Here is a 21,641-nt window from a genome sequence, read left to right on the forward strand (position 1 = left end):
CGGCTTGCTGGCGATAGCGGTGTGCCAGTCAGTGACGTTTCGGCTGGAAGTCCGCTATCGCCAGCAAGCCGGCTCCTACAGGTATCTGTGTACAACGCAGATGAAACGACCGGCAAAAAAATGCCCCACACTTGGCGGGGCATTTTTGTTTCTGCGATTGACGCTTACAGCCCGTCAAGCATCGCCTTGTTACGCACAGCACCCTTGTCGGCGCTGGTCGCCAGCAGGGCGTAGGCTTTCAGCGCGGTAGTGACTTTGCGAGGACGTTTTTCCACAGGCTTCCAGCCTTTCTGATCCTGCTCGGCACGGCGCCCGGCCATTTCTTCGTCGCTGATCAACAGGTTGATCGAGCGGTTCGGAATGTCGATCAGCACCTTGTCGCCATCCTGCACCAGACCGATTGCGCCGCCAGCAGCCGCTTCTGGCGAAGCATGACCGATGGACAGGCCCGAAGTACCGCCGGAGAAACGACCGTCGGTGAGCAGGGCGCAGGCTTTACCCAGGCCTTTGGATTTCAGGTACGACGTCGGGTAGAGCATTTCCTGCATGCCCGGGCCGCCTTTCGGGCCTTCGTAACGGATGATCACGATGTCGCCGGCCTTCACTTCGTCCGCGAGGATGCCGCGTACGGCGCTGTCCTGGCTTTCGAAGATCTTCGCGTTGCCTTCGAACACGTGGATCGATTCGTCTACGCCGGCGGTTTTCACTACGCAGCCGTCCAGCGCGATGTTGCCGTAGAGAACGGCCAGGCCGCCTTCTTTCGAGTAAGCGTGCTCGACACTGCGGATGCAGCCGTTCTCACGGTCGTCGTCCAGGGTTTCCCAGCGGGTCGACTGGCTGAACGCGGTCTGCGTCGGAATGCCAGCAGGGCCGGCCTTGAAGAAGTGATGCACGGCTTCGTCGTCGGTCTGGGTGATGTCCCACTTGGCGATGCCTTCGGCCAGTGTCTTGCTGTGCACGGTCGGCAGGTCGGTGTGCAGCAGGCCGCCACGGGCCAGCGAGCCGAGGATGCTGAAGATCCCGCCGGCACGGTGCACGTCTTCCATGTGGTACTTCTGGATGTTCGGCGCGACTTTGCACAGTTGCGGCACATGGCGCGAGAGACGGTCGATGTCGCGCAAATCGAAATCGATCTCGGCTTCCTGGGCGGCGGCCAGCAAGTGCAGGATGGTGTTGGTGGAACCGCCCATGGCGATGTCCAGGGTCATGGCGTTTTCAAACGCCTTGAAGTTGGCGATGTTGCGCGGCAGTACCGATTCGTCGTTGTCGTGGTAGTAGCGCTTGCACAGCTCGACGATGGTGCGGCCGGCCTGCAGGAACAGCTGCTCGCGGTCGCTGTGCGTCGCGAGCGTCGAACCGTTGCCCGGCAAGGCCAGGCCCAGGGCTTCAACCAGGCAGTTCATCGAGTTGGCGGTGAACATGCCGGAGCACGAACCGCAGGTCGGGCAGGCGCTGCGCTCGTACTCAGCGACTTTCTCGTCAGAAGCGCTGGAGTCGGCGGCGATCACCATCGCGTCGACGAGGTCGAGACCGTGGCTGGCCAGTTTGGTCTTGCCGGCTTCCATCGGGCCACCGGAAACGAAGATCACCGGGATGTTCAGTCGCAGGGCAGCCATCAGCATGCCTGGGGTGATCTTGTCGCAGTTGGAGATGCAAACGATGGCGTCGGCGCAGTGGGCGTTGACCATGTACTCGACGGAGTCGGCGATGATCTCGCGGCTCGGCAGCGAATACAGCATGCCGTCGTGACCCATGGCGATGCCGTCATCCACAGCGATGGTGTTGAATTCCTTGGCGACACCGCCGGCGCGTTCGATTTCGCGGGCGACCAGTTGGCCCAGGTCCTTGAGGTGGACGTGGCCCGGTACAAACTGGGTGAAGGAGTTGGAAATGGCGATGATCGGCTTTTTGAAGTCGTCATCTTTCATCCCCGTGGCGCGCCACAGTGCGCGGGCGCCGGCCATGTTGCGGCCATGGGTGGATGTTTTCGAGCGGTAATCAGGCATGAAGCACTCCGGGCGGCTAATCAGGTATCAAAAGGGAAGTGAGCTTCTATTGACGTCTGGAACACCCAGAAATGGCCGTGTGTCCGGAAGTTGCCGATAACTTTGCGGGATCGCCGCGCGCTTCAGCTTGAGCTCATAAACCCGCCGGGGGATGACTGGCGATGAATGTCGCGATTCTACACGGCTGGCGTCAGGAGGGAATGCCGGGAAGCGTTGATCCAGCGCCGATACAACGTGCGGGATGACGACTGGCGGTTTTCATCCCGGGTTCAGCGCCAGATGCCGTCGTGTAATCAGTACATTCAAGCCAAGCCCCGTGGCACTCAAGGTCAGAAAACACAGGGCAAGCGCCGTGGTCAGGTCTTCAGACGCGAGATTGATCACTACGCTGATCACGCCACCGCACATGAAAATCAGCACGCCACCCACCGAGGTAGAGGTTCCGGCATTCTGTGGGTAGAGACTCATGGCTTTGGAGTTGGCGATGGGCCTGGCAATGGTGGTGCCTGCGGTACAAATCAGCATGGGTATCAGCACCGCTGCCGCCGAAAGTCCGAACTGTTCCGCCAACCACAGCATGACCAGCCCTGACAAAGCGATCAGCCCCAGGCCAATGATTATCTGTGTGTTGGCCTGCAGGCGCCGATGCAGGGCGCTGGCGACAACTCCTCCAAACACATAGGCCACGCCATACAGTAATAACGCCCAGGCAAACTCGTACGGTGAAAGTGCCAGCCGTTCCATGAAAATGATCGGTGAAGTGACGATGAACGAGAAATGGCAGGCGAACGCCAAGGCTGAAATCAACCAGTAACCCATGAAGCGTAGATCCGAACACAACCGCCAATAAGCACTGAAAAAACCGTGGTGTGGCGTGGTATGTAGGTGCCGCTTTTCTTTGAGCAGGAAAAAGGCTTTGACCCAGACAATGACGGCCAGGGCGATAAACACATAAAAACTGCCCTGCCATCCTGAGTGCAACTGCAACCACGTCCCCAGCAGGGGCGAAATTGAAATGAACACCCCGCCGCCGGTGACCATCCAGATTCTGATTCGCTCCTGTTCCTTGCCGACGAACAGATCCTGAACCAGTGCCTGTGACAGAACGAAGGATCCGCAACCCACGGCCTGAATTACGCGGAAGAACAAAAACCAGCTGTATTCGCTGGACGCGACGCATCCCGTGGCACCGGCTACAGCGATCGCGATACCGGCGAGCAGCAGCTTCTTGCGTCCCCACAAGTCTGACAAAGGACCGACTAACACTACGGAGAACGCCAGGCCAATGGCGAACATGCTGACGGAAAGGGCGATGTCGGACGGTGAGGTTCGAAAGTGGTCGGAAAGGTCTGGAAAGGACGGGAGCACCACATCCAGCGGAAAGACCCCAAGCAGTGTCATGGTCATCAACAGAATAACCATTGCACGATGCTTTTCGCCCCGGCGTACCTGTTCCCCGTTATTCATCGAGTAGTCCTGCCCTGTAGAAGAGTTGCCGATTGGCGGGCAGATCGAAGAACCCGGCCTTTTTCATTGCGTCGAGCGTGGCACCAGCACCCGAGCGGGCGCGCAGCCGCTGTGCTTGCGGGCCGGTCAGATCACAAAGAATTTGCGCGACAGGCGTTTCACTTAAGCCGGCACTGAGCAGACTTTCACCAAGCCAGCGCTCATCGACTTCAAAGAAAGCCTGCAAGATTTCCAGGAGCATCCTGGCGGTGAATGTGCGTTGGCCGCAGCTCAGCTGCAGCCACAGAAAATGGAACACTTCGCAAAAGTAGCGACTGTGTCGCGCTTCATCGGCAAGGTGGTCCCTGAGCATTTCCTGAACGCTGCTCACCAGCGTGTCGCGGCAAACGTCGAGCAGTTCCTTGGCGATAATCGTTTCCGAGACGAAGCCGACGAGAAACCACGCCAGAGCTTTGTGCCTGTCCGGTGTGCGGTCGAGCAGGGCGTTCAGCCGGGCCATCCGTTGGGGCATGACCGGGCGATCGGTTATCCCGTAAACATCGGCAATCTGCTCGGCGAGGCTATTGGAGAACAGCGCGTGAAAACCCTCATCGGTGTAGAGCTGCAGCGCGGCCGTTTTCATCCGTTGGGGGATGGAAACTCCCAGTTCGTTGTGGACGATGGTTTCCACGGAGCGGTTGACGATGCGGTGTTCGAGCAGAGTGGTGTAGTCGAGGAAATACACCAGATGATTGGCGCACAGGCGATGAACGATGCCTCTGCCTGCTGCTTTGATCACCGGGTGACTCAGGTAAGGCAGAAAGGCCGGCGGGAACCAGTGGCGGGTTTCCAGTTGCTGTTGCAGATCCGAAGGCAGTTGATAGGCGTGTTCGCTGATGCGCACCGACGCTCGGGTATTCCAGTCACCAAGGGTGAAGCGATTGGGCCAAGAGGCGGGGAACGACGCGGGGTCGATGAGGGGCTCGGTCATTGTTCCTGTCCCCGATTGCTCAGCAGCGCTTTCAACTCCTTGCACATCACTTGCCCGTCGCTCTGGCCGCAGCCGACAAAAAACAATGGTTGCTCGGCGCTGTCCTCAAGTCCCAGCAGCGATTCGACCTGATCATCCGTCAAGGCACCGGTCAGCCAGGTATTCAAACCGAGCGAAGTCGCCGCCAGTTGAAAGGTCTGGGAAATATGGCCGGCTTCGACATAGGCCATTCGGTAGGCCCTCGAGTGTTCATATTTCCACCACAGCTTGTCGAATCGACTGGTGATGAACAGGCCTGTGGGCAGGTCATTGATGAAGTGTTGCCCACACATCAGTTGCCCCAAAGGCTGGCGAGGCAAGGGATTGACGAAACTCAACGCGTGCCCGGCGGGGTGGTAGGCGTAGAGCCCCGGTTGCAAGCCGCTGACGTTTTGCACCAGCAGAAAGCCTTCGCAGGCATTCAGCCCGCCACCGGACGGGCTGCTTCGCCGGGCGCCGAGGCCCTCGACAATGCTTTCGTCGACGTCGTTTTCGCGCTCATGAAGATAACCGAGGGACAGGTAGAGCAATGTACTTACCGCTTCGAGGGAAACGGCTTCACCCGTGAAGGTGCGGCAGGTTTTCCGATTGACCAAGGCGTTTGCCAGGGAGCCTTGAGGCAGGCAGGACGGTTTTGGCAAGGCAATCAGTTCGCCTCCAGGGCGTTCCGAACGCCTGGCTTTCGGCGAGGGCGTGGTCAGCACGTCGGTGCAATGATCAAGGTATTGTTTTGACCATTCATTAATGTCTTGCGGGATATGTTCGCAAGGAATGTTCTTGGTGCCGATATGGTATATCTTCGATAGTTCGTCCCAGCCCCATTCAATAATGTCTGCTGATGATGTTGTCAGTATTCCGGCGTCGAGTAGCTGAGTGTCAATGGTATTGTGGTTGTTGAACTTTTCGGGGTTGTCGATAAGTTCTGCCAGCCGGGTAGAGTATTTAAGGTTCAGTTCAAACTGTTTGTGATTCTTGTAATCCCAGACTATTTGACCGGGCGTACGAGGAAGTATGAATAAATGAGGGCTGATCTGCATGATGGGCGGTTCGCTCTGGGCAATGCCAAGGAAAACGCTGGGTAGCCGGCACTCCCCAGCGCCTCATTTACTTAGCGGGCTTTAGGGGCAACCAGAAAAGCCAGGTTAGCGATGCTGTTAGCTTCCAGAGTAATTGCTTTCATTTTGGAACTCCTTGTAATTGAAAGTAAGTGTCACTTCGTTGTGACACGCTTAATCATAGAGAGTAATCGGCGCTTATCAAGGCGATATTGGGTAGGAAACTTCCAGTAATTTTGTCAGAGCTATCTTTGGGATGTACAAATTTTGTAAGTTGTATTCTTTAAAATAAAAACCACAGAGAAATGTCCTGCAAGCTCGTAGGGTCGCAAGTGTAGGAAGTTTAAGGAGTCGAAGGCTGAATGTTAGAACGGGGAGCCGTCTGGCTCCCCGTTAAACCGGTGTCATCAGCTGTTTGGCAGCAACCGGCAGGTGATGCTTTTGATGTAGCGGGTTTCGGCAATGGCCGGGTGAACCGGGTGATCCGGGCCCTGACCGCCGCGCTCGAGCATCTGGATGTTGCGGTCCAGGTGGCGGGCGCTGGTCAGCAGAATGTTCTGCAGATCGTCTTCCGGCAGGTGCATCGAGCATGACGCGCTGACCAGGATGCCGTCCTTGCTGAGCAGGCGCATGGCTTGCTCGTTCAGGCGACGGTAGGCGCCTTCACCGTTCTTCATGTCTTTCTTGCGTTTGATGAAGGCGGGTGGATCGGCAACGATCACGTCGAAGCGTTCTTCGCTGGCTTTCAGTTCTTTGAGGGCTTCGAACACGTCGCCTTCGATGCAGGTCATTTTCTCGGCGACACCGTTCAACGCAGCGTTGCGCTCGACGCCGTCGAGGGCGAAGGCGGATGCGTCGACGCAGAACACTTCACTGGCACCGAACGCGGCTGCTTGCACACCCCAGCCACCGATGTAGCTGTACAGATCCAGCACGCGTTTGCCTTTTGCATAAGGAGCCAGGCGCGCGCGGTTCATGCGGTGGTCGTAGAACCAGCCGGTTTTCTGGCCCTGGATGACCGGCGCTTCGAATTTCACGCCGTTCTCTTCCAGTGCAACCCACTCCGGCACCAGGCCGAACACGGTTTCGACGTAGCGGTTGAGGCCTTCGGCATCACGGGCAGCGGAATCATTCTTGAACAGGATGCCGCTTGGCTTGAGCACTTGGGTCAGCGCCGCGATCACGTCTTCTTTATGCGCTTCCATGGTCGCCGAAGCGATCTGCACCACCAGAATGTCGCCGAAACGGTCGACTACCAGGCCTGGCAGCAGGTCGGAGTCTCCGTAGACCAGGCGATAGAACGGCTTGTCAAACAGGCGATCGCGCAGGGACAGCGCAACGTTCAGGCGATGGACCAGCAGCGACTTGTCCAGCGGCAACTTGATGTCGCGCGACAGCAGACGGGCGCAGATCAGGTTGTTCGGGCTCATGGCGACGATGCCGAGCGTCTTGCCACCGGCGGCTTCGAGGATTGCCTGGTCACCGGCCTGGAAGCCATGCAACGGGGTGGCGGCTACATCGATTTCGTTGCTGTAGACCCACAAGTGGCCGTTTCGCAGGCGACGGTCGGCGTTGGCTTTGAGGCGCAGGCTAGGCAGGGACATGACGTCGCTCCGGAAAAAAGAGCGGGAGTATAGCGTGTTGATGGGTGTGGCGGGCTTGGCGGGCGATGAAACGCTGATGGCCCCATCGCGAGCAGGCTCGCTCCCACAGGGGACTGCATTTCAAATGTGGGAGCGAGCCTGCTCGCGAAGGCAATTTCCAATGCTCCGCCGATAATGAAACTTTCACCGATGTATCGGCCGACCTGTCGGATCCAACTTTATAAAGGTTAGAATCGCCACCTGGCCCAGAGTGTGTACTTATGTCCCAAGAGCTGACTTCCGAACAGATTCAACAGTCCCTGCAAGGCATCAGCGTGCCTGCTCAGCCGCAAATCATGGTGGATTTGCAGATGGAGCAGTACATGCCCGACCCGGACCTGGAAGTGATCGCGAAGCTGATCTCCCAGGACCCCGGGCTCTCTGGCGCCTTGCTGAAGATCGTCAACTCGCCGTATTACGGCTTGAGCAACAAGATCGCCTCGATCCAGCGTGCGGTGAACCTGCTGGGCAGCCGTTCGATCATCAACCTGATCAATGCGCAGTCGATCAAGGGCGAGATGAATGACGACACCATCGTCACCCTGAACCGGTTCTGGGATACGGCTCAGGACGTGGCGATGACCTGCCTGACCCTGGCCAAGCGCATCGGTGCCCAGGCCGGCGATGAAGCGTACGCGCTGGGGCTGTTCCACGACTGCGGCGTGCCGCTGATGTTGCAGCGCTTCCCCAATTACATGACGGTCCTGGAAGAAGCCTACGCCAACGCCAGTGCCGAGTGCCGGGTGGTCGACACCGAGAACCGGGTGTTCAACACCAACCACGCGGTGGTCGGTTATTACACGGCCAAGTCCTGGCGCCTGCCGGAGCATGTGACCGCCGCGATCGCCAATCACCACAACGCCCTGGCGATTTTCAGCGACGAGTCTTCGCGCAACGCTCAGCTCAAGAACCTGCTGGCGATCCTGAAAATGGCCGAGCATATTTGTGCGTCTTACCGGGTGTTGGGTAATCAGACCGAAGACCACGAATGGGACAGCATCGGGCATCTGGTGCTCGATTATGTCGGCCTCTCGGACTATGACTTCGAAACCCTCAAGCAGACGATTCGCGACCTCGGCGCTCACCGCTGAGTGTCGGCTGCTTCATTTATTCGAGAGCCCTGATTCGAGAACACCATGCCTGAACTGCCAGAAGTCGAAACCACTCGTCGCGGGATTGCGCCGCACTTGGAAGGCCAGCGCGTCAGCCGGGTGATCGTGCGTGACCGCCGCTTGCGCTGGCCGATTCCTGAAGACCTTGATGTGCGGCTTTCCGGCCAGCGCATCGTGCTGGTGGAACGACGTGCCAAGTACCTGTTGATCAATGCCGAAGTGGGCACGCTGATCAGCCATCTGGGCATGTCAGGCAATTTGCGTCTGGTGGAAGTCGGTATGCCGGCGGCCAAGCATGAGCATGTGGACATCGAACTCGAATCCGGCCTGGCCCTGCGTTATACCGATCCGCGCCGGTTTGGGGCGATGCTCTGGAGCCTTGACCCGCTTAACCACGAATTGCTGATTCGCCTGGGGCCGGAGCCGTTGACCGACCTGTTTGATGGCGACCGTTTGTTCCAGCAATCCCGGGGACGATCCATGGCGGTCAAGCCGTTCATCATGGATAACGCGGTAGTCGTCGGCGTCGGCAATATCTACGCGACCGAAGCCTTGTTCGCCGCCGGCATCGACCCGCGTCGTGAGGCCAAGAGCATTTCCCGAGCGCGCTATTTAAAGCTGGCGATCGAGATCAAACGCATTTTGGCCGCCGCCATCGAGCGTGGCGGTACTACGCTGCGAGACTTTATCGGCGGTGACGGTCAGCCAGGGTATTTCCAGCAGGAATTGTTTGTGTATGGCCGTGGCAGTGAGCCCTGCAAAGTCTGTGGCACCGAGCTGCGGGAAGTGAAACTGGGGCAGCGCGCCAGCGTCTTTTGCCCACGCTGCCAGAGCTGAGACGTCCTACGGTCTATAGTCAGTGTTCTGACTGCCTAGCCGAAGGACCGTGCCATGAATTCGTTTCGAACCCTTGTTGTTGCGCTGTTGCTGAGCGTCGGTGTGCCAGCACTGGCGGCAAACAACGGCAGCGGTGACCCGCGCTACACCATCCAGAATCCTCCGGCCTACGCCATGCTCGGCGACTTGCTGATCGCCCGACCCTTACTGGTTGTGGCGACGGTGATCGGTGCCGGGGCGTTTGTGGTGTCGTTACCGTTTACTGCCCTGGGTGGCGGCATTGGCGATGCGGGGCAGGCGCTGGTGGTTGATCCGGCTAAAGCGGCGTTTGTGCGGTGCCTGGGGTGTATCGGGGAGGGGTTTGAGCAGCGGGAGTGAAGTCAGTTACATCTTCGGTGTAGCTGATGGCCTCATCGCGAGCAGGCTCGCTCCCACATTAGACCGCGATCAACTGTGGGAGCGAGCCTGCTCGCGATGGGGCCGGCACAGACGCTACAAAAATGCCTGAATCAAGCCTTGCCGGTAATGACCCGATACTTAGCCATCAACTGTTCTTCAGTCTCCGGATGCGCTTCATCCAGCGGAATGCAATCCACCGGGCAAACCTGCTGGCACTGAGGTTCGTCGTAGTGGCCGACACACTGTGTGCACAGGTTCGGGTCGATCACATAGATCTCTTCGCCCTGGGAAATGGCGGCGTTCGGGCACTCGGGTTCGCAGACGTCGCAGTTGATGCAATCGTCGGTGATGATCAGGGACATGCTAACTCCAGCCAGGGCGGAAGGCCCGGGCGCAATAAACCAATGCGCGCAATTGTGCCGCATTGGCGCTGCAGGAGCCAGCTTGCTGGCGATGGACGGGAGAGCGCCACGTTCATTCAGGCAGCTCTCGTCAGCGTTAACGCCCATCGCCAGCAGGCTGGCTCCTACAGTTTATTTCTTGAAGCGTTCGGTGAGGGCATCCGCCACAGCAGGGTGGACGAATTTGGTGATATCGCCGCCCAACGCTGCAATTTCACGGACCAGCGTCGAGGAAATGAACGAATAACGCTCGGACGGTGTGAGAAACAGACTTTCCACATCCGGCGCCAGTTGGCGGTTCATGTTGGCCAGCTGGAATTCGTATTCGAAGTCCGACACCGCGCGCAAGCCACGCAGGAACACATTGGCGTTCTTCTCTTTGGCGAAGTGCGCGAGCAGCGTCGAGAAGCCGACGACTTCCACGTTCGGCAAATGTTTAGTGACCTCGCGGGCCAGCTCCACTCGTTGTTCCAGGGGAAACAACGGGTTTTTCTTCGGGCTGGCAGCGACGGCAATGATCACATGATCGAACAGGCGCGCGGCGCGTTCGACCAAGTCGCCATGGCCCTTGGTAATAGGGTCGAAGGTACCTGGGTACAACACTCGGTTCATCGCGTCGTCCTGGCGGGAGTCCGTTGGGGAGTCGGATGGTATCGCAGCCTTCCCGGTCGGCCAAGTCGCCTGTTGGGTAAGAAAGCACTATAGACGATAGGAATATTCTCTCTTTTCATGGGTTTTTCAAACGTTCGGCGAGGGAAGTCGCCAGTTGCGCCGTCAACCCGTACACCGACAATTGCGGATTTGCGCCAATGCTGGTGGGGAATAGCGAGCCATCGTGGATCGACAGATTGCTGATTTGGTGATGCCGGCCAAGGCTGTCGGTCACGGCGTTTTTCGGGTCTTCACCCATGGCGCAACCGCCCATCACATGAGCACTGCCCAGGCGAGTGCGGTACAACTCAAGGCTCAAACCGTCGATCAATGTGCGCGCTTCGGCCAGGGTTTTCACATAACGCGCGTCAGCGTGCATCGGCATCACTGCCTTGGCGCCACCGGCGAACTGGATCTCGGCCATGCTATGGAAGGCTCGACGCAAGCCGTCCCAGGCATAAGAAGAAACCTGATAGTCGAGCACTGGCGTGTCGTCACCGCGTAATTCGACGCTACCGCCGGGGCTGTCCGGATGGAAACCGTCGCGCAACAACGCCAGCATCGCGTGGGTGTGGGGCAGATTTTCCATGTGCCCGGCGTTTTCCCTGCCGAAACCACCGAGCAAGGTGCTGGCCAGCGCCGGGTGCAGCGGCGGGACTTCGAGTTTGTAGGACATCTTGCCAGTGGTGCCGTCCTGCCACTGGAAATGGTCGGAGTAGATCGACTGTGGTGCACCGTAGAACGGGTTGATCACCTCGTCGAACAGCCCGGCGGACATGTTTACCAAGTGCAGGAACGTGCGTTTGCCTAGCCGATTGTGCGGATCGGGCGCCTCCGAGCGCAGGAGCAACGCCGGGCTGTTGATCCCGCCGCCCGCCAGCACGTAATGCCGCGCCTTGACCGTAATCGCCTTGCCCGTCGGCGCGACGCAACGGTCGTCCATCGCCACGCATTGCAGGCCGGTGACCTTGCCGTCCTTGATCGAGAGCTTTTCGGCGCGGGCCAGATAAAGCAGCTCGCCACCCTTTTCCAGGGTCGCGGGAATGGTCGTGACCATCATCGATTGCTTGGCGTTGGTCGGGCAGCCCATGCCGCAATAGCCAAGGTTCCAACAACCGCGCACGTTGCGCGGAATCACATGCCAGCTGTAGCCCAGTTTCTCGCAGCCTTTGCGGATCACGTCATTGTTGGCGTTGGGTGGCACCATCCACGGCGCAACGCCCAGGCGCTGTTCCATTTTCTCGAACCACGGCGCCATCTCGGCCGGGCTGTGGCCTTTGACGTTGTGTTCTTTGGCCCAATGTTCGAGCGTCGGGTCGGGAGTGCGAAAACTGGACGTCCAGTTGATCAGCGTGGTGCCGCCCACCGCGCGGCCCTGGAGGATGGTGATCGCGCCGTCCTTGCTCATGCGACCGATGCCTTCCTGATAGAGGCTGGTGTAGGCCTGGTCTTCGAGCATCTTGAAGTCGCTGCTGGTCTTGAGCGGACCTTCTTCGATCAGCAGCACCTTGTAGCCGGCGGCGCTGAGGATTTCGGCGGTGGTCCCGCCGCCTGCGCCGCTGCCGATGATCGCCACGTCCGCTTCGAGGGTCAGGTCCTGGGTCAGTTGCGAGCCGTTGTAGGTTTTCCAGCCTCGGGCCATGCCTTCGCGGAACGGGTCGGGTACGGGCATCTTCGGGTTCTCTTCTTATTTTTGGGTGAGCACGGTCAGTGTGGGAGCGAGCCTGCTCGCGATAGGGTCGACTCGGTCTCAGACTGTAGGCGGCCCGGGATACCCGCAATGCACCCACGATTCCGCGCGGCTGTACCACGCCATCATCACCAGTTGCAGCAACGAGCTATGTCCCATCCGCAACAGGCTCAACGAACTGTTTTCCCAGCGATCAAGAAAGTGCCTGATCTCATCGGCACTGGCGTTTTCCCAGCTGCCCCAGATCCCGGTCAGCGGCCCGCGGGTCACCGCCATCCCCAGCACGTCGAACAATTGCTGAGTGAGTTTGAGCATTTCCGGCGACAGGTGATTCAGGCCGTTATCCAGGCAGTGCAGGGTTTCATCCACTGCGGTCGGCATCTTCTCGACAGCCACGGCACCCTCGAGCATCACCGGGATCAACGCCCGCAGAAACAGCAGGTCGCCGCTGCGCAGAATCGCAAAACCACTGGACGGGATGCTCGATGAGCAGCCGCTGAGGCTCGCACCCAATCCGGCCGTGGCCAGGAAAGCACTCGCGCCGAGGCTGAATTTGAGCAGGTCGCGCCGTGACAGCGCGGGTGTAGCGGACAGACTTGGGCTCATTATTGTTATTACCCGACGGTGTGATCGTTAGCGGATAAAAAGCTTCTGGATCAGTTTCTGAATGGATTTCCCGTACGGCGGGTAAATCAGCTTCGCCGCGTTGAAGCGTTGTTTGATCAGCACGCCTTTGGCTTTGCTGAAGGTCAGGAAGCCTTCGTGGCCGTGATAATGGCCCATGCCGGAGGCGCCGATGCCGCCGAACGGCATATCGTCCTGCGCCACGTGCAACAAGGTGTCGTTGAGGCAGACGCCGCCGGAATGGGTTTCGTGGAGGACGCGATTTTGTTCGCGCTTGTCGTAGCCGAAGTAATACAGCGCCAGCGGGCGAGGTCGTTGATTGATGTAGGCAAACGCCTCATCAAGATCTCGGTACGGAACAATCGGCAACAGCGGGCCGAAGATTTCGTCCTGCATCACGGTCATGTCGTCACTGACGTTGAGCAGCACGCTATGACTCATGCGTCGGCCCTGACCCTGATCGAACAACGGAATCAGCAGCGCGCCCTTGCTGGTGGCGTCACTGACATAACCGTTGAGCCGCGCCAGTTGCCGGTCATTGATGATGGCGGTGTAGTCCGGGTTGTCGGCCAATGTCGGATAAAACCCGCGAACTGCCTGACGATAAGCCTCGACGAAACCGCCGACACGGTCTTCCGGCACCAGCACGTAGTCCGGGGCCACGCAGGTTTGCCCGGCATTGAGCGTCTTGCCGAAAGCGATGCGTTCGGCGGCATCCTTGAGCGGCACGTCGAGGGACACGATGGCCGGGGATTTGCCGCCCAGCTCCAAGGTCACCGGCGTCAGGTTCTCGGCCGCCGCGCGCATCACGTGCTTGCCGATGCTGGTGGCGCCGGTGAACAGCAGGTGATCGAAACGCAGTCGGGAGAACGCAACGCCGATATCGGCTTCGCCCAGCACCACGCAGACCAGGTCTCGCGGGAAAATCCGGCCCAGCAACTCCTTGAGCAGCAAACCGGTGGCGGGGGTCGACTCACTGAGTTTGAGCATCACCCGATTGCCCGCCGACAGCGCACCCACCAACGGACCGATGGCCAGATACAGCGGGTAGTTCCACGGCACGATTACGCCGACCACACCCAGCGGTTGGTAAACCACTTTCGCCGACGCCGGCTGAAACGCAATGCCGACCTTGCGTCGCGAAGGTTTCATCCAGCCTTTGAGGTGCTGACTGGCGTAATGAATCCCATGCAGGCTGGGCATCAATTCGGCGAGCAGGGTTTCATCGGCACTGCGGTGGCTGAAATCCTGGCTGATCGCGTCGATCAAGGCCTGGCGTTCATTGCTCAGCAGATCCCGCAGGGCCTTGAGCCATTGCTGGCGCTGGGCGGCCGGCGGCATCGGGTTGGCTGCATACGCCGTACGCTGCGCATCGAACAGGGCCTGGAGCTCTTCCAGAGGCTGTTGCAGGTTCTGCAAGTAGGCGATGTCGGCGGTCATGATCGGCTCCGTTTTTTGTTGTAATGAGGCACTTTCTAGAGTCTATGCTCTAGAAAGTCAAATGACATCCTGAGTACAGCATGGTTTTATCCGTTCGCCGATAGGTCGTAAGATGCCCGCCAACGCCTTCTGAATTAAAGCTCAAGCCATGGCCCCACGGATCAAAACCAGCGAGCGCATCGTGCAGAACAGCCTGGAGCTGTTTAATCAGCAGGGCGAGCGCAGCATCAGTACCAACCACATTGCTGCCCACATGGAGATTTCTCCGGGCAACCTGTACTACCACTTCCCAAACAAGCAGGCGATCATCGCCGTGCTGTTCAGTGAGTACGAAAGCCTTGTGGACAGTTTCCTGCGCCCGCCCCAGGGCCGCGCGTCCACGGTGGAAGACAAGCGCTTCTACCTTCAGGAACTGCTGGCGGCGATGTGGCGCTACCGGTTTTTGCATCGTGATCTTGAGCATTTGCTCGACAGCGATCCCGAACTGGCCGCCCGTTATCGGCGTTTCTCCCAGCGCTGCCTGATCCATGGCACCCACATCTACGCCGCCTTCGTCGACGCCGGCATCCTGCAAATGGACAGGGTGCAGATCGAATCCCTGACGCTCAATGCCTGGATTATCCTGACGTCCTGGGTGCGTTTTCTGTGCACCACGCGGGAAAACTCCAATCACCTGAGCGAGCAGGCGATCAAGCGCGGGGTGTATCAGGTGCTGGTGCTTGAGGCCGGTTTCGTCACGGAACAGTCCCGCGACGCGGTCAACGCGCTGTGCGAAGAGTTTTACGTGCCACTGGCCCAGGCGCTGGAAGAAGTGCAGTAGGATTCAAGACCGACTTAATCACAGGAGCCCGTTATGCCCATTGCGCAACTGATCAGCCCGCAAGCGTTGGACCTGAAAAAGGAGCAACCGGGGCTGGTGATTCTGGATTGTCGTTTTGCCCTCGAAGACCCGGACTACGGTCAGCGCAGCTATGCCGAAGGGCATATCGCCGGGTCGAGCTTTGCCGATCTTGAGCGTGATTTGAGCGGGACAGTCGTTAAAGGGGTGACCGGGCGCCATCCGTTGCCTGAACCTGAAGACTTGATCGAGCGTCTGCAAGCGTGGGGCATCAATGCCGACAGCGAAGTGGTTTTGTACGATGACAGTCCCGGTGCCTACGCGGCGCGGGCCTGGTGGTTGCTGGCCTGGCTGGGCAAGCGTGATGGCGTGTTCATTCTCGATGGCGGCCTCAAGGCCTGGCACGCGGCCGGATTGCCACTGAGTCTGGACAGGTGCGACATCAAGCGCGGCACCTTCACCGGGACGCCGGACGACACGCTGATCCTGAGTGCTGAAGCGCTGCAACAACGTCTTGGCCAACCGGCGCTAACCTTGCTGGATGCCCGTGCATTGCCGCGCTTCAAGGGCGAAGTGGAACCGATCGATCCGGTTGCCGGGCACATTCCTGGCGCGCAATGTGCGGCGTTCACCGAAAACCTGGGCAGTGACGGGCGTTTCCTGCCGGCCGAGCAGCTCAAGCAGCGATTTGCCGCGAAACTCGGTGATCGTGCACCTACCGATCTGGTGGCGTACTGCGGTTCTGGCGTGACGGCTTGCCATAACCTGTTCGCCCTGTGCCTCGCGGGTTATCCGTTGGGGTCGTTGTATGCCGGCTCGTGGAGCGAGTGGATCAACGATCCCGCGCACGGCATCGCCATCGGGGATTAGCCCCAATCCAAATGTGGGAGCGAGCCTGCTCGCGATAGCGATGGATCAGTCAGCAAAGATGTTGAATGTTAAATCGCAATCGCGAGCAGGCTCGCTCCCACATTAAAACTCACTGGCTGAGTGAATGCCGGGCACTGCGATACGCCCCCGGCCCCACCCCATAAACCTGCTTGAACTGCCGACTCAGGTGGCTCTGGTCGGCAAATCCCAGCTGCATCGCAACCTCCAGCGGCAAACAACCGTTCTGTAACAGTGCTCTTGCCTGCGCGATGCGTTGCTGCATCAACCAGGTGTGGGGCGGCATGCCCGTGGCGCGGCGAAAGACCCGGGCGAAGTGGAACGGTGACAGGTTGACCGCTGCCGCCAGCTCTTCCAGCGAAGGCGGCGCTGCCAATTGTGCTTGCAGCAAATCCTTGGCCAGCGTTACCGCCCGGTGTTCCTTGCCGGGTTTACCGGCAATCGGCACGGCCGCATGACGCTGCAGCAGCAAGAGCATCATCTCGCGCCAGACGGTTTGCTGTTGCAGGGCCGTCGACGGACTTTCCAGCAAGCGATGCAGTTGGCAAAAACCCTTCACCAGATCCGGATCGCGATACAGCGTCGCGTCAAACCCCGGCAGGTTGGTGGTTGGCAGCTCCAGTTCATCCAGCAGCGAGAGAATCCGCCCGCTGTCAGGGTAAAACGCCCGGTACAACCAGCCGTCCTCCGTGCCTTTATGGCCAGTGTGCAGTTCATCCGGATTGATCAACACCAGCGTGCCGCTGCCGGCCAGGTGTTCGGCGCCGCGGTAGCGATAACGCTGGGCGCCGGCCATGATCATGCCGATCACGTAACCGTCATGCACATGGGGCGCGAAGCGGTGTTCGATGTAGCGCGCGGACAATAACTCGATGCCAGCCAACGGTGCCGTTTGCCAGAAACGGATCGACTCGCCCTGGTCTGCGTCCATGGCTTACTTACGACCCACGGCGCTCAGCCACTGCGGAATGCGGCGTTCCAGGTAATAACCCGGTTGCCGGAACGTGCCATCGACAAAACCGACATGCCCGCCTTTGGCTTGCAGCTCGAATTGAGTGGAGGCGGACAATTCCGACGCCTGCGGCAGGCTATGGGGGAACACAAAAGGATCGTCGGCCGCCTGAATGATCAGGGTCGGCGTACGAATCTCTCCAAGGAAATACCGGCTCGAAGCGCGGCGATAATAATCCTCGGCATTGACGAAACCATTGAGCGGCGCCGTGACCCGGCCATCGAAATCCCAGAAGGTGCGCATGTTCTCCAGCGAGCCCAGTGCCGCCAATGCCGCCAGTCCATCCTCGCGTCCGTCATGCTGAAACTGACGCTGCTTGTTCTTGATGTAGGCGACCATCTCGCGCATGAAATGCGCCTGATACACCTTGGAGAAACCCTGGCCGATTCGATCGGCGCAATGATCGAGACGGAAGGGCACCGACACCGCCACCGCACCTGACACGCCGCTGTCACTGCCGGTTTCGCCCAAATGCTTGAGCAAGACATTGCCGCCCAGGGAATAGCCGACCGCATACAGCGGTGCGAGAGGGCGCTTGGCCCGCAGGTGTTTGATGGCTTCGGCGAGGTCTTCACTGGCGCCGGAATGGTAGCTGCGCGCCAACAGATTCGGCTCGCCCGAGCAGCCGCGCCAGTTCAACGCGACACTGGCCCAACCCTGGGCACCGAGCGCTTTCTGCACCCCGGCCACGTAAGGCGAATTCGAAGAACCGGTCAGCCCGTGCAACACCAGCACCAGCGGCGCATCGGCGGTGTGCGGGCCGTGCCAGTCCATGTCGAGAAAGTCGCCATCCTCAAGCCACAAGCGTTCGCGCTGGCGTTCGATGTGCGTGGTTTTGCGCCACAGCGGTCCCCACAAGGTTTGCAGGTGCGAATTGCCGAGGCCGAAGGCGGGGGTGAAGCGTTCTGACGGAAAGGACACGATTACTCTCGATGCAGCGGTGCGCAACCTGTGCGCACCTTTTCAGGCCGGTCGATTAACCGGCGATCTCTGCCATACGTTGCCACAACGCGTAATACACCCGCCCGGATTTCTGCTCCCGGTGCAGGCGCCAGTTGCCTGGCAAGCCAAGGCTCGATGGCGCATTCTCGCTTTCAGTGTAGATCCACGCCTCATTCGCCAGCCACTGACGCTCTTCTAGCAAGGTGCAAACGGTCGGCAACAGGTCCTGGTTGAAAGGCGGGTCGAGGAACACCAGGTCGTAAGCGGTCGCTGTCTGGGTTTCCAGGTAGCGCAGGGCGTCGGCGGTCTGAATCTGGCCGGTGGTGCAGCGCAGCGTGCCCAGGTGTTCCTTGATGCTGGCGACCGCGATGTTGCTGGCGTCCAGCGCCTGACCCATGGCCGCGCCACGGGACAAGGCCTCGAGGAACAGCGCGCCGCTGCCGGCGAACGGATCAAACACTTTGGCCCCGGCCACATACGGCGCGAGCCAGTTGAACAGGGTTTCACGCACCCGATCCGGCGTTGGGCGCAGGCCCGGGGCGTCCGGGAAGCTGAGTTTCCGGCTGCCCCATTCGCCGCCGATGATGCGCAGTTGGTTCACGCCGTTGTGGACGTTGTGAACGGGTTTTTTAGGACGAGTGGCCATTAATGCTCCGGAACCCCGAGCGGCTGCTCGGCAGGTTTATCAGTTGGGGCCGGTAACGGCTTTTGCGGCACGGTCGGGCCAGCGCTGACGATGACCATTTTATCCGTGCTCAGGTGTTTGTTGAGTGCGGCTTTTACCTGCTCGACGGTCAGGCTCTGGGACTCACGCATGAAGTCATCCAGATAACTCAGCGGCAAGTTGTAGAAGCCCATCGCGCCGAGCTGGCCGACGATATCGGCGTTGCTCGCCGTGGACAGCGGGAAGCTGCCGGCCAGTTCACGCTTGGCGTCGTCGAGCTCTTTCTGGGTCGGGCCGGTTTTAAGGTAGTCGGCGAGGACGTCTTGCACCAGTTTCAGCGTGCCTTCGCTCATCTCGGCACGGGTTTGCAGGTTGATCATGAACGGGCCGCGCGCCTGCATCGGGGTGAAGCCCGAATAGACGCCGTACGCCAGGCCACGCTTCTCGCGCACTTCGCTCATCAAGCGAGTGCCGAAACCACCACCGCCGAGGATCTGGTTGCCCAGGGACAGCGCAGCGTAGTCTGGATCGTCACGGTCGATGCCCAGTTGTGAGAGCATCAGGTTGGTTTGCTTGGACGGGAACTCGATGTGGCCGATGCTCGCCTTCGGCTCAACCGGTTGCGGGATTTTCGGCAAGGCCGGGCCTTTCGGCAGCGCGCTGGAGACTTGCGCGGCAATCGCCTCCGCTTCGGCGCGGGACAAGTCGCCCACCAGCGCAATCACCACGTTGCCGCCCGCGTAGGCTTTCTCGTGGAACGCCTTGAGTTGTGCCACGGTAATCGCCGGAACGGTTTTCGCCGTACCGTCGCTGGAATGTGCGTAAGGGTGATCACCGTACAAGCGGTCCATCAGTTCCAGACTCGCCAGCTTGCCGGGGTTCTGCTTCTGGTACTCAAAACCGGCGAGCATCTGATTCTTGATGCGCGCAAAGGAGTCGGCAGGGAAGGTCGGCTTGCCGACGACTTCAGCGAACAGCTTCAGCGCGGGCTCGCGCTTGTCTGCGGCGCTGAGGCTGCGCAGGGAGGCCAGTGCCATGTCCTTGAACGCGCCGTTGCCGAAGTCTGCGCCCAGGCCTTCGAAGCCTTGAGCGATGGCGCCGACATCCTTGCCGGCTACACCTTCGTTGAGCATCGCGTTGGTCAGCAGGGCGAGACCGGGCGCGTTGCCGTCCTGGCTGCTGCCGGCGGCGAAGATCAGGCGCAGGTCGAACATCGGCAGCTCGCGGGCTTCGACGAACATCACCTTGGCGCCTTCGGCGGTGTTCCAGGTCTGTACGTCGAGCGAGCGGTGGCTCGGCGCCTTGCCGTCGAGTTCAGTCAGTGATTGCAGCTTCTGGCTGGCCTTGGCCTTGTCGAGGGCTTCGCTGGCCTTGGTGTCAGCGCTTTTCGACAGATAAAACGCAGCCGAACCGATCAGTACGGCTGCGATCAGGCCAATCAGGGCCAGACGGGATTTTTTACGCTCACTCATGAGTCGTCTCCAGTGGCAGTACATGGGCGACGCTGAGACGTTCGCGGGTGAAATACAGCTTGGCGGCTTTCTGGATATCTTCCGGGGTCACGCTTTCGAGGTCGGCGAGTTCGGTGTCCATCAGCTTCCAAGACAGGCCGACGGTTTCCAGTTGGCCGATGGAGGTGGCCTGACTGGTGATCGAATCACGCTCGTAGACCAGGCCGGCGATTACCTGGGCGCGGACGCGTTCCAGTTCTTCGGCGGACGGCGCGGTGGTTTTCAGCTGTTCGAGCAGTTTCCACAGGCCCGCTTCAGTCTGGGCCATGGTTTTCTTTTTCTGGATGTTCGGTGTGGCCGACAAGGTGAACAGGCTGTCGCCGCGGGTGTAGGCGTCATAACTCGACGAACCACCGGACACCAGCTCTTCGCCGCGTTCCAGTTGCGTCGGGATGCGACCACTGTAGCCGCCGTCGAGCAGGGCCGAGATCAGGCGCAAGGCGTTGACCGAACGTTTGTCTTCGGCGGTGGCGATGCTCGGCACGTTGAAGCCCAGCATCAGGCTCGGCAATTGGGTCTGCACGTGCAGGGTGATCTGGCGTTCGCCGGGCTCGGCCAGTTCCAGCGGGATTTTCGCCGGTGGCACATCACGTTTGGCGATCGGGCCGAAATAACGCTGGGCCAGGGTTTTGACTTCGTCCGGGGTCACGTCGCCGACCACCACCAGCGTGGCGTTGTTCGGCACGTACCAGGATTGGTACCAGTGGCGCAGCTCTTCAACCTTCATGCGATCCAGGTCAGCCATCCAGCCGATGGTCGGCGTGTGGTAACCGCTGGCGGGGAAGGCCATGGCCTTGAAGCGTTCGTAGGCCTTGGACATTGGCTTGTCGTCGGTGCGCAGACGACGTTCTTCCTTAATGACTTCGATTTCCCGGGCGAACTCGTCAGCCGGCAGGCGCAGGCTGGCCATGCGGTCGGCTTCCAGCTCGAAAGCCACGCCAAGGCGGTCGCGGGCCAGCACCTGGTAATAGGCCGTGAAGTCATCGCTGGTGAACGCGTTCTCTTCGGCACCGAGGTCGCGCAGGATCAGCGACGCTTCGCCGGGGCCGACTTTCTCGCTGCCCTTGAACATCATGTGTTCCAGGGCGTGGGACAAACCGGTCTGACCTGGCGTCTCGTAGCTGGAGCCGACCTTGTACCAGACCTGGGAAACCACCACCGGCGCACGATGGTCTTCGCGCACAACGACCTTCAAGCCGTTATCCAGAGTGAATTCGTGGGTGGGTTGTGGATCGGCAGCCAGGGCCGAGAGGGGCAGACAAACTGTGCTGAGCAGCAGGCCTGCAGCGCGGCGGGCTAAAGCATTCATTCGTTTTTAAACCTTTGGGGCTGCCCGCTTGTTCTTAGCGTCAGCGGGCGAGAGGGTGCTAGGATACTGGTCCGTTTTACTGGCGGCCACGCCTATCAGGCCTTTGATCGGCCGGAAGGTTGCATGGGTTACCTGCGGAAGCT

Annotated in this window: 20 protein-coding genes; 5 read left to right on the top strand and 15 right to left on the bottom strand. The window is 59.8% G+C overall.

Going from position 1 to position 21,641, the window contains the following annotated elements:
* Positions 1-164: 164 nt before the first annotated feature.
* From ilvD to ACRC4F_RS08440, 5 genes are all read right to left on the bottom strand, one after another.
* Positions 165-2,006: a dihydroxy-acid dehydratase gene (gene ilvD / locus ACRC4F_RS08420; RefSeq protein ID WP_154979505.1), complete on the bottom strand. Its 1,842-nt coding sequence runs from the start codon at positions 2,004-2,006 to the stop codon at positions 165-167.
* Between the two features lie 258 nt (positions 2,007-2,264).
* The gene (locus ACRC4F_RS08425; protein WP_438658891.1) at positions 2,265-3,473 is read right to left on the bottom strand and encodes a Bcr/CflA family efflux MFS transporter; all 1,209 of its coding nucleotides are present in this window, start codon (positions 3,471-3,473) and stop codon (positions 2,265-2,267) included.
* Positions 3,466-4,443 carry a diiron oxygenase gene (locus ACRC4F_RS08430; protein ID WP_438658892.1) on the bottom strand — a complete coding sequence of 326 codons (978 nt, stop codon included), beginning with the start codon at positions 4,441-4,443 and terminating at the stop codon, positions 3,466-3,468. Before ACRC4F_RS08430 ends, ACRC4F_RS08425 begins: the two co-directional genes overlap by 8 nt.
* A complete protein-coding gene (locus ACRC4F_RS08435; protein WP_438658893.1) occupies positions 4,440-5,519 on the bottom strand; it encodes a SagB family peptide dehydrogenase in 1,080 nt (359 codons plus the stop codon). The genes ACRC4F_RS08430 and ACRC4F_RS08435 overlap by 4 nt, the downstream gene beginning before the upstream one ends.
* Positions 5,520-5,944: 425 nt before the next feature.
* Positions 5,945-7,141, bottom strand: coding sequence for a class I SAM-dependent rRNA methyltransferase (locus ACRC4F_RS08440; RefSeq protein ID WP_071490392.1), 1,197 nt, complete (start codon positions 7,139-7,141; stop codon positions 5,945-5,947).
* Positions 7,142-7,455: 314 nt separating this feature from the next.
* Between ACRC4F_RS08440 and ACRC4F_RS08445 the strand changes: the two genes are divergently transcribed.
* From ACRC4F_RS08445 to ACRC4F_RS08455, 3 genes are read left to right on the top strand one after another with little or no spacing between them, the layout of a single operon-like run.
* Complete coding sequence (locus tag ACRC4F_RS08445; RefSeq protein WP_438659016.1) at positions 7,456-8,271, top strand: HDOD domain-containing protein; 816 nt, start codon at positions 7,456-7,458, stop codon at positions 8,269-8,271.
* Positions 8,272-8,316: 45 nt separating this feature from the next.
* On the top strand, positions 8,317-9,129 hold the full coding sequence (gene mutM / locus ACRC4F_RS08450; RefSeq protein WP_010466788.1) for a bifunctional DNA-formamidopyrimidine glycosylase/DNA-(apurinic or apyrimidinic site) lyase: 813 nt from the start codon (positions 8,317-8,319) through the stop codon (positions 9,127-9,129).
* Positions 9,130-9,183: 54 nt separating this feature from the next.
* On the top strand, positions 9,184-9,507 hold the full coding sequence (locus tag ACRC4F_RS08455; RefSeq protein ID WP_438658894.1) for a multidrug transporter: 324 nt from the start codon (positions 9,184-9,186) through the stop codon (positions 9,505-9,507).
* A 131-nt stretch (positions 9,508-9,638) separates the two neighbouring features.
* Here ACRC4F_RS08455 and ACRC4F_RS08460 read toward each other — a convergent pair whose 3' ends face one another.
* The 5 genes from ACRC4F_RS08460 to ACRC4F_RS08480 form a co-directional block, all read right to left on the bottom strand.
* The gene (locus ACRC4F_RS08460) at positions 9,639-9,890 is read right to left on the bottom strand and encodes a YfhL family 4Fe-4S dicluster ferredoxin (protein WP_048722619.1); all 252 of its coding nucleotides are present in this window, start codon (positions 9,888-9,890) and stop codon (positions 9,639-9,641) included.
* Positions 9,891-10,061: 171 nt separating this feature from the next.
* The gene (gene coaD, locus ACRC4F_RS08465) at positions 10,062-10,541 is read right to left on the bottom strand and encodes a pantetheine-phosphate adenylyltransferase (RefSeq protein WP_007945531.1); all 480 of its coding nucleotides are present in this window, start codon (positions 10,539-10,541) and stop codon (positions 10,062-10,064) included.
* A 115-nt stretch (positions 10,542-10,656) separates the two neighbouring features.
* Positions 10,657-12,252, bottom strand: coding sequence for a GMC family oxidoreductase N-terminal domain-containing protein (locus tag ACRC4F_RS08470; RefSeq protein ID WP_438658895.1), 1,596 nt, complete (start codon positions 12,250-12,252; stop codon positions 10,657-10,659).
* Positions 12,253-12,330: 78 nt separating this feature from the next.
* Positions 12,331-12,876: a twin-arginine translocation pathway signal protein gene (locus tag ACRC4F_RS08475; protein WP_438658896.1), complete on the bottom strand. Its 546-nt coding sequence runs from the start codon at positions 12,874-12,876 to the stop codon at positions 12,331-12,333.
* A 27-nt stretch (positions 12,877-12,903) separates the two neighbouring features.
* Positions 12,904-14,334, bottom strand: a complete 1,431-nt coding sequence (locus ACRC4F_RS08480) for a coniferyl aldehyde dehydrogenase (RefSeq protein WP_438658897.1) — start codon at positions 14,332-14,334, stop codon at positions 12,904-12,906.
* A 148-nt stretch (positions 14,335-14,482) separates the two neighbouring features.
* On the opposite strand from ACRC4F_RS08480, the gene ACRC4F_RS08485 reads away from it, so the two are divergent.
* Both ACRC4F_RS08485 and ACRC4F_RS08490 read left to right on the top strand, forming a co-directional pair.
* On the top strand, positions 14,483-15,154 hold the full coding sequence (locus ACRC4F_RS08485) for a TetR/AcrR family transcriptional regulator (protein WP_438658898.1): 672 nt from the start codon (positions 14,483-14,485) through the stop codon (positions 15,152-15,154).
* A gap of 33 nt (positions 15,155-15,187) precedes the next feature.
* Positions 15,188-16,042 carry a sulfurtransferase gene (locus ACRC4F_RS08490; protein WP_438658899.1) on the top strand — a complete coding sequence of 285 codons (855 nt, stop codon included), beginning with the start codon at positions 15,188-15,190 and terminating at the stop codon, positions 16,040-16,042.
* A gap of 109 nt (positions 16,043-16,151) precedes the next feature.
* Here ACRC4F_RS08490 and ACRC4F_RS08495 read toward each other — a convergent pair whose 3' ends face one another.
* From ACRC4F_RS08495 to ACRC4F_RS08515, 5 genes are read right to left on the bottom strand one after another with little or no spacing between them, the layout of a single operon-like run.
* Positions 16,152-16,991, bottom strand: coding sequence for an AraC family ligand binding domain-containing protein (locus tag ACRC4F_RS08495; RefSeq protein ID WP_438658900.1), 840 nt, complete (start codon positions 16,989-16,991; stop codon positions 16,152-16,154).
* 3 nt (positions 16,992-16,994) lie between these two features.
* Positions 16,995-17,993, bottom strand: coding sequence for a hydrolase (locus ACRC4F_RS08500; RefSeq protein ID WP_438658901.1), 999 nt, complete (start codon positions 17,991-17,993; stop codon positions 16,995-16,997).
* 55 nt (positions 17,994-18,048) lie between these two features.
* A complete protein-coding gene (gene rsmD, locus ACRC4F_RS08505; RefSeq protein WP_109635619.1) occupies positions 18,049-18,660 on the bottom strand; it encodes a 16S rRNA (guanine(966)-N(2))-methyltransferase RsmD in 612 nt (203 codons plus the stop codon).
* The gene (locus ACRC4F_RS08510) at positions 18,660-20,150 is read right to left on the bottom strand and encodes a M16 family metallopeptidase (RefSeq protein WP_438658902.1); all 1,491 of its coding nucleotides are present in this window, start codon (positions 20,148-20,150) and stop codon (positions 18,660-18,662) included. The genes rsmD and ACRC4F_RS08510 overlap by 1 nt, the downstream gene beginning before the upstream one ends.
* Positions 20,143-21,498: a M16 family metallopeptidase gene (locus ACRC4F_RS08515; protein WP_438658903.1), complete on the bottom strand. Its 1,356-nt coding sequence runs from the start codon at positions 21,496-21,498 to the stop codon at positions 20,143-20,145. Before ACRC4F_RS08515 ends, ACRC4F_RS08510 begins: the two co-directional genes overlap by 8 nt.
* Positions 21,499-21,641: the final 143 nt, after the last annotated feature.

The organism is Pseudomonas sp. (genome assembly GCF_051660785.1).
In the GTDB taxonomy this organism is placed as follows: domain Bacteria; phylum Pseudomonadota; class Gammaproteobacteria; order Pseudomonadales; family Pseudomonadaceae; genus Aquipseudomonas.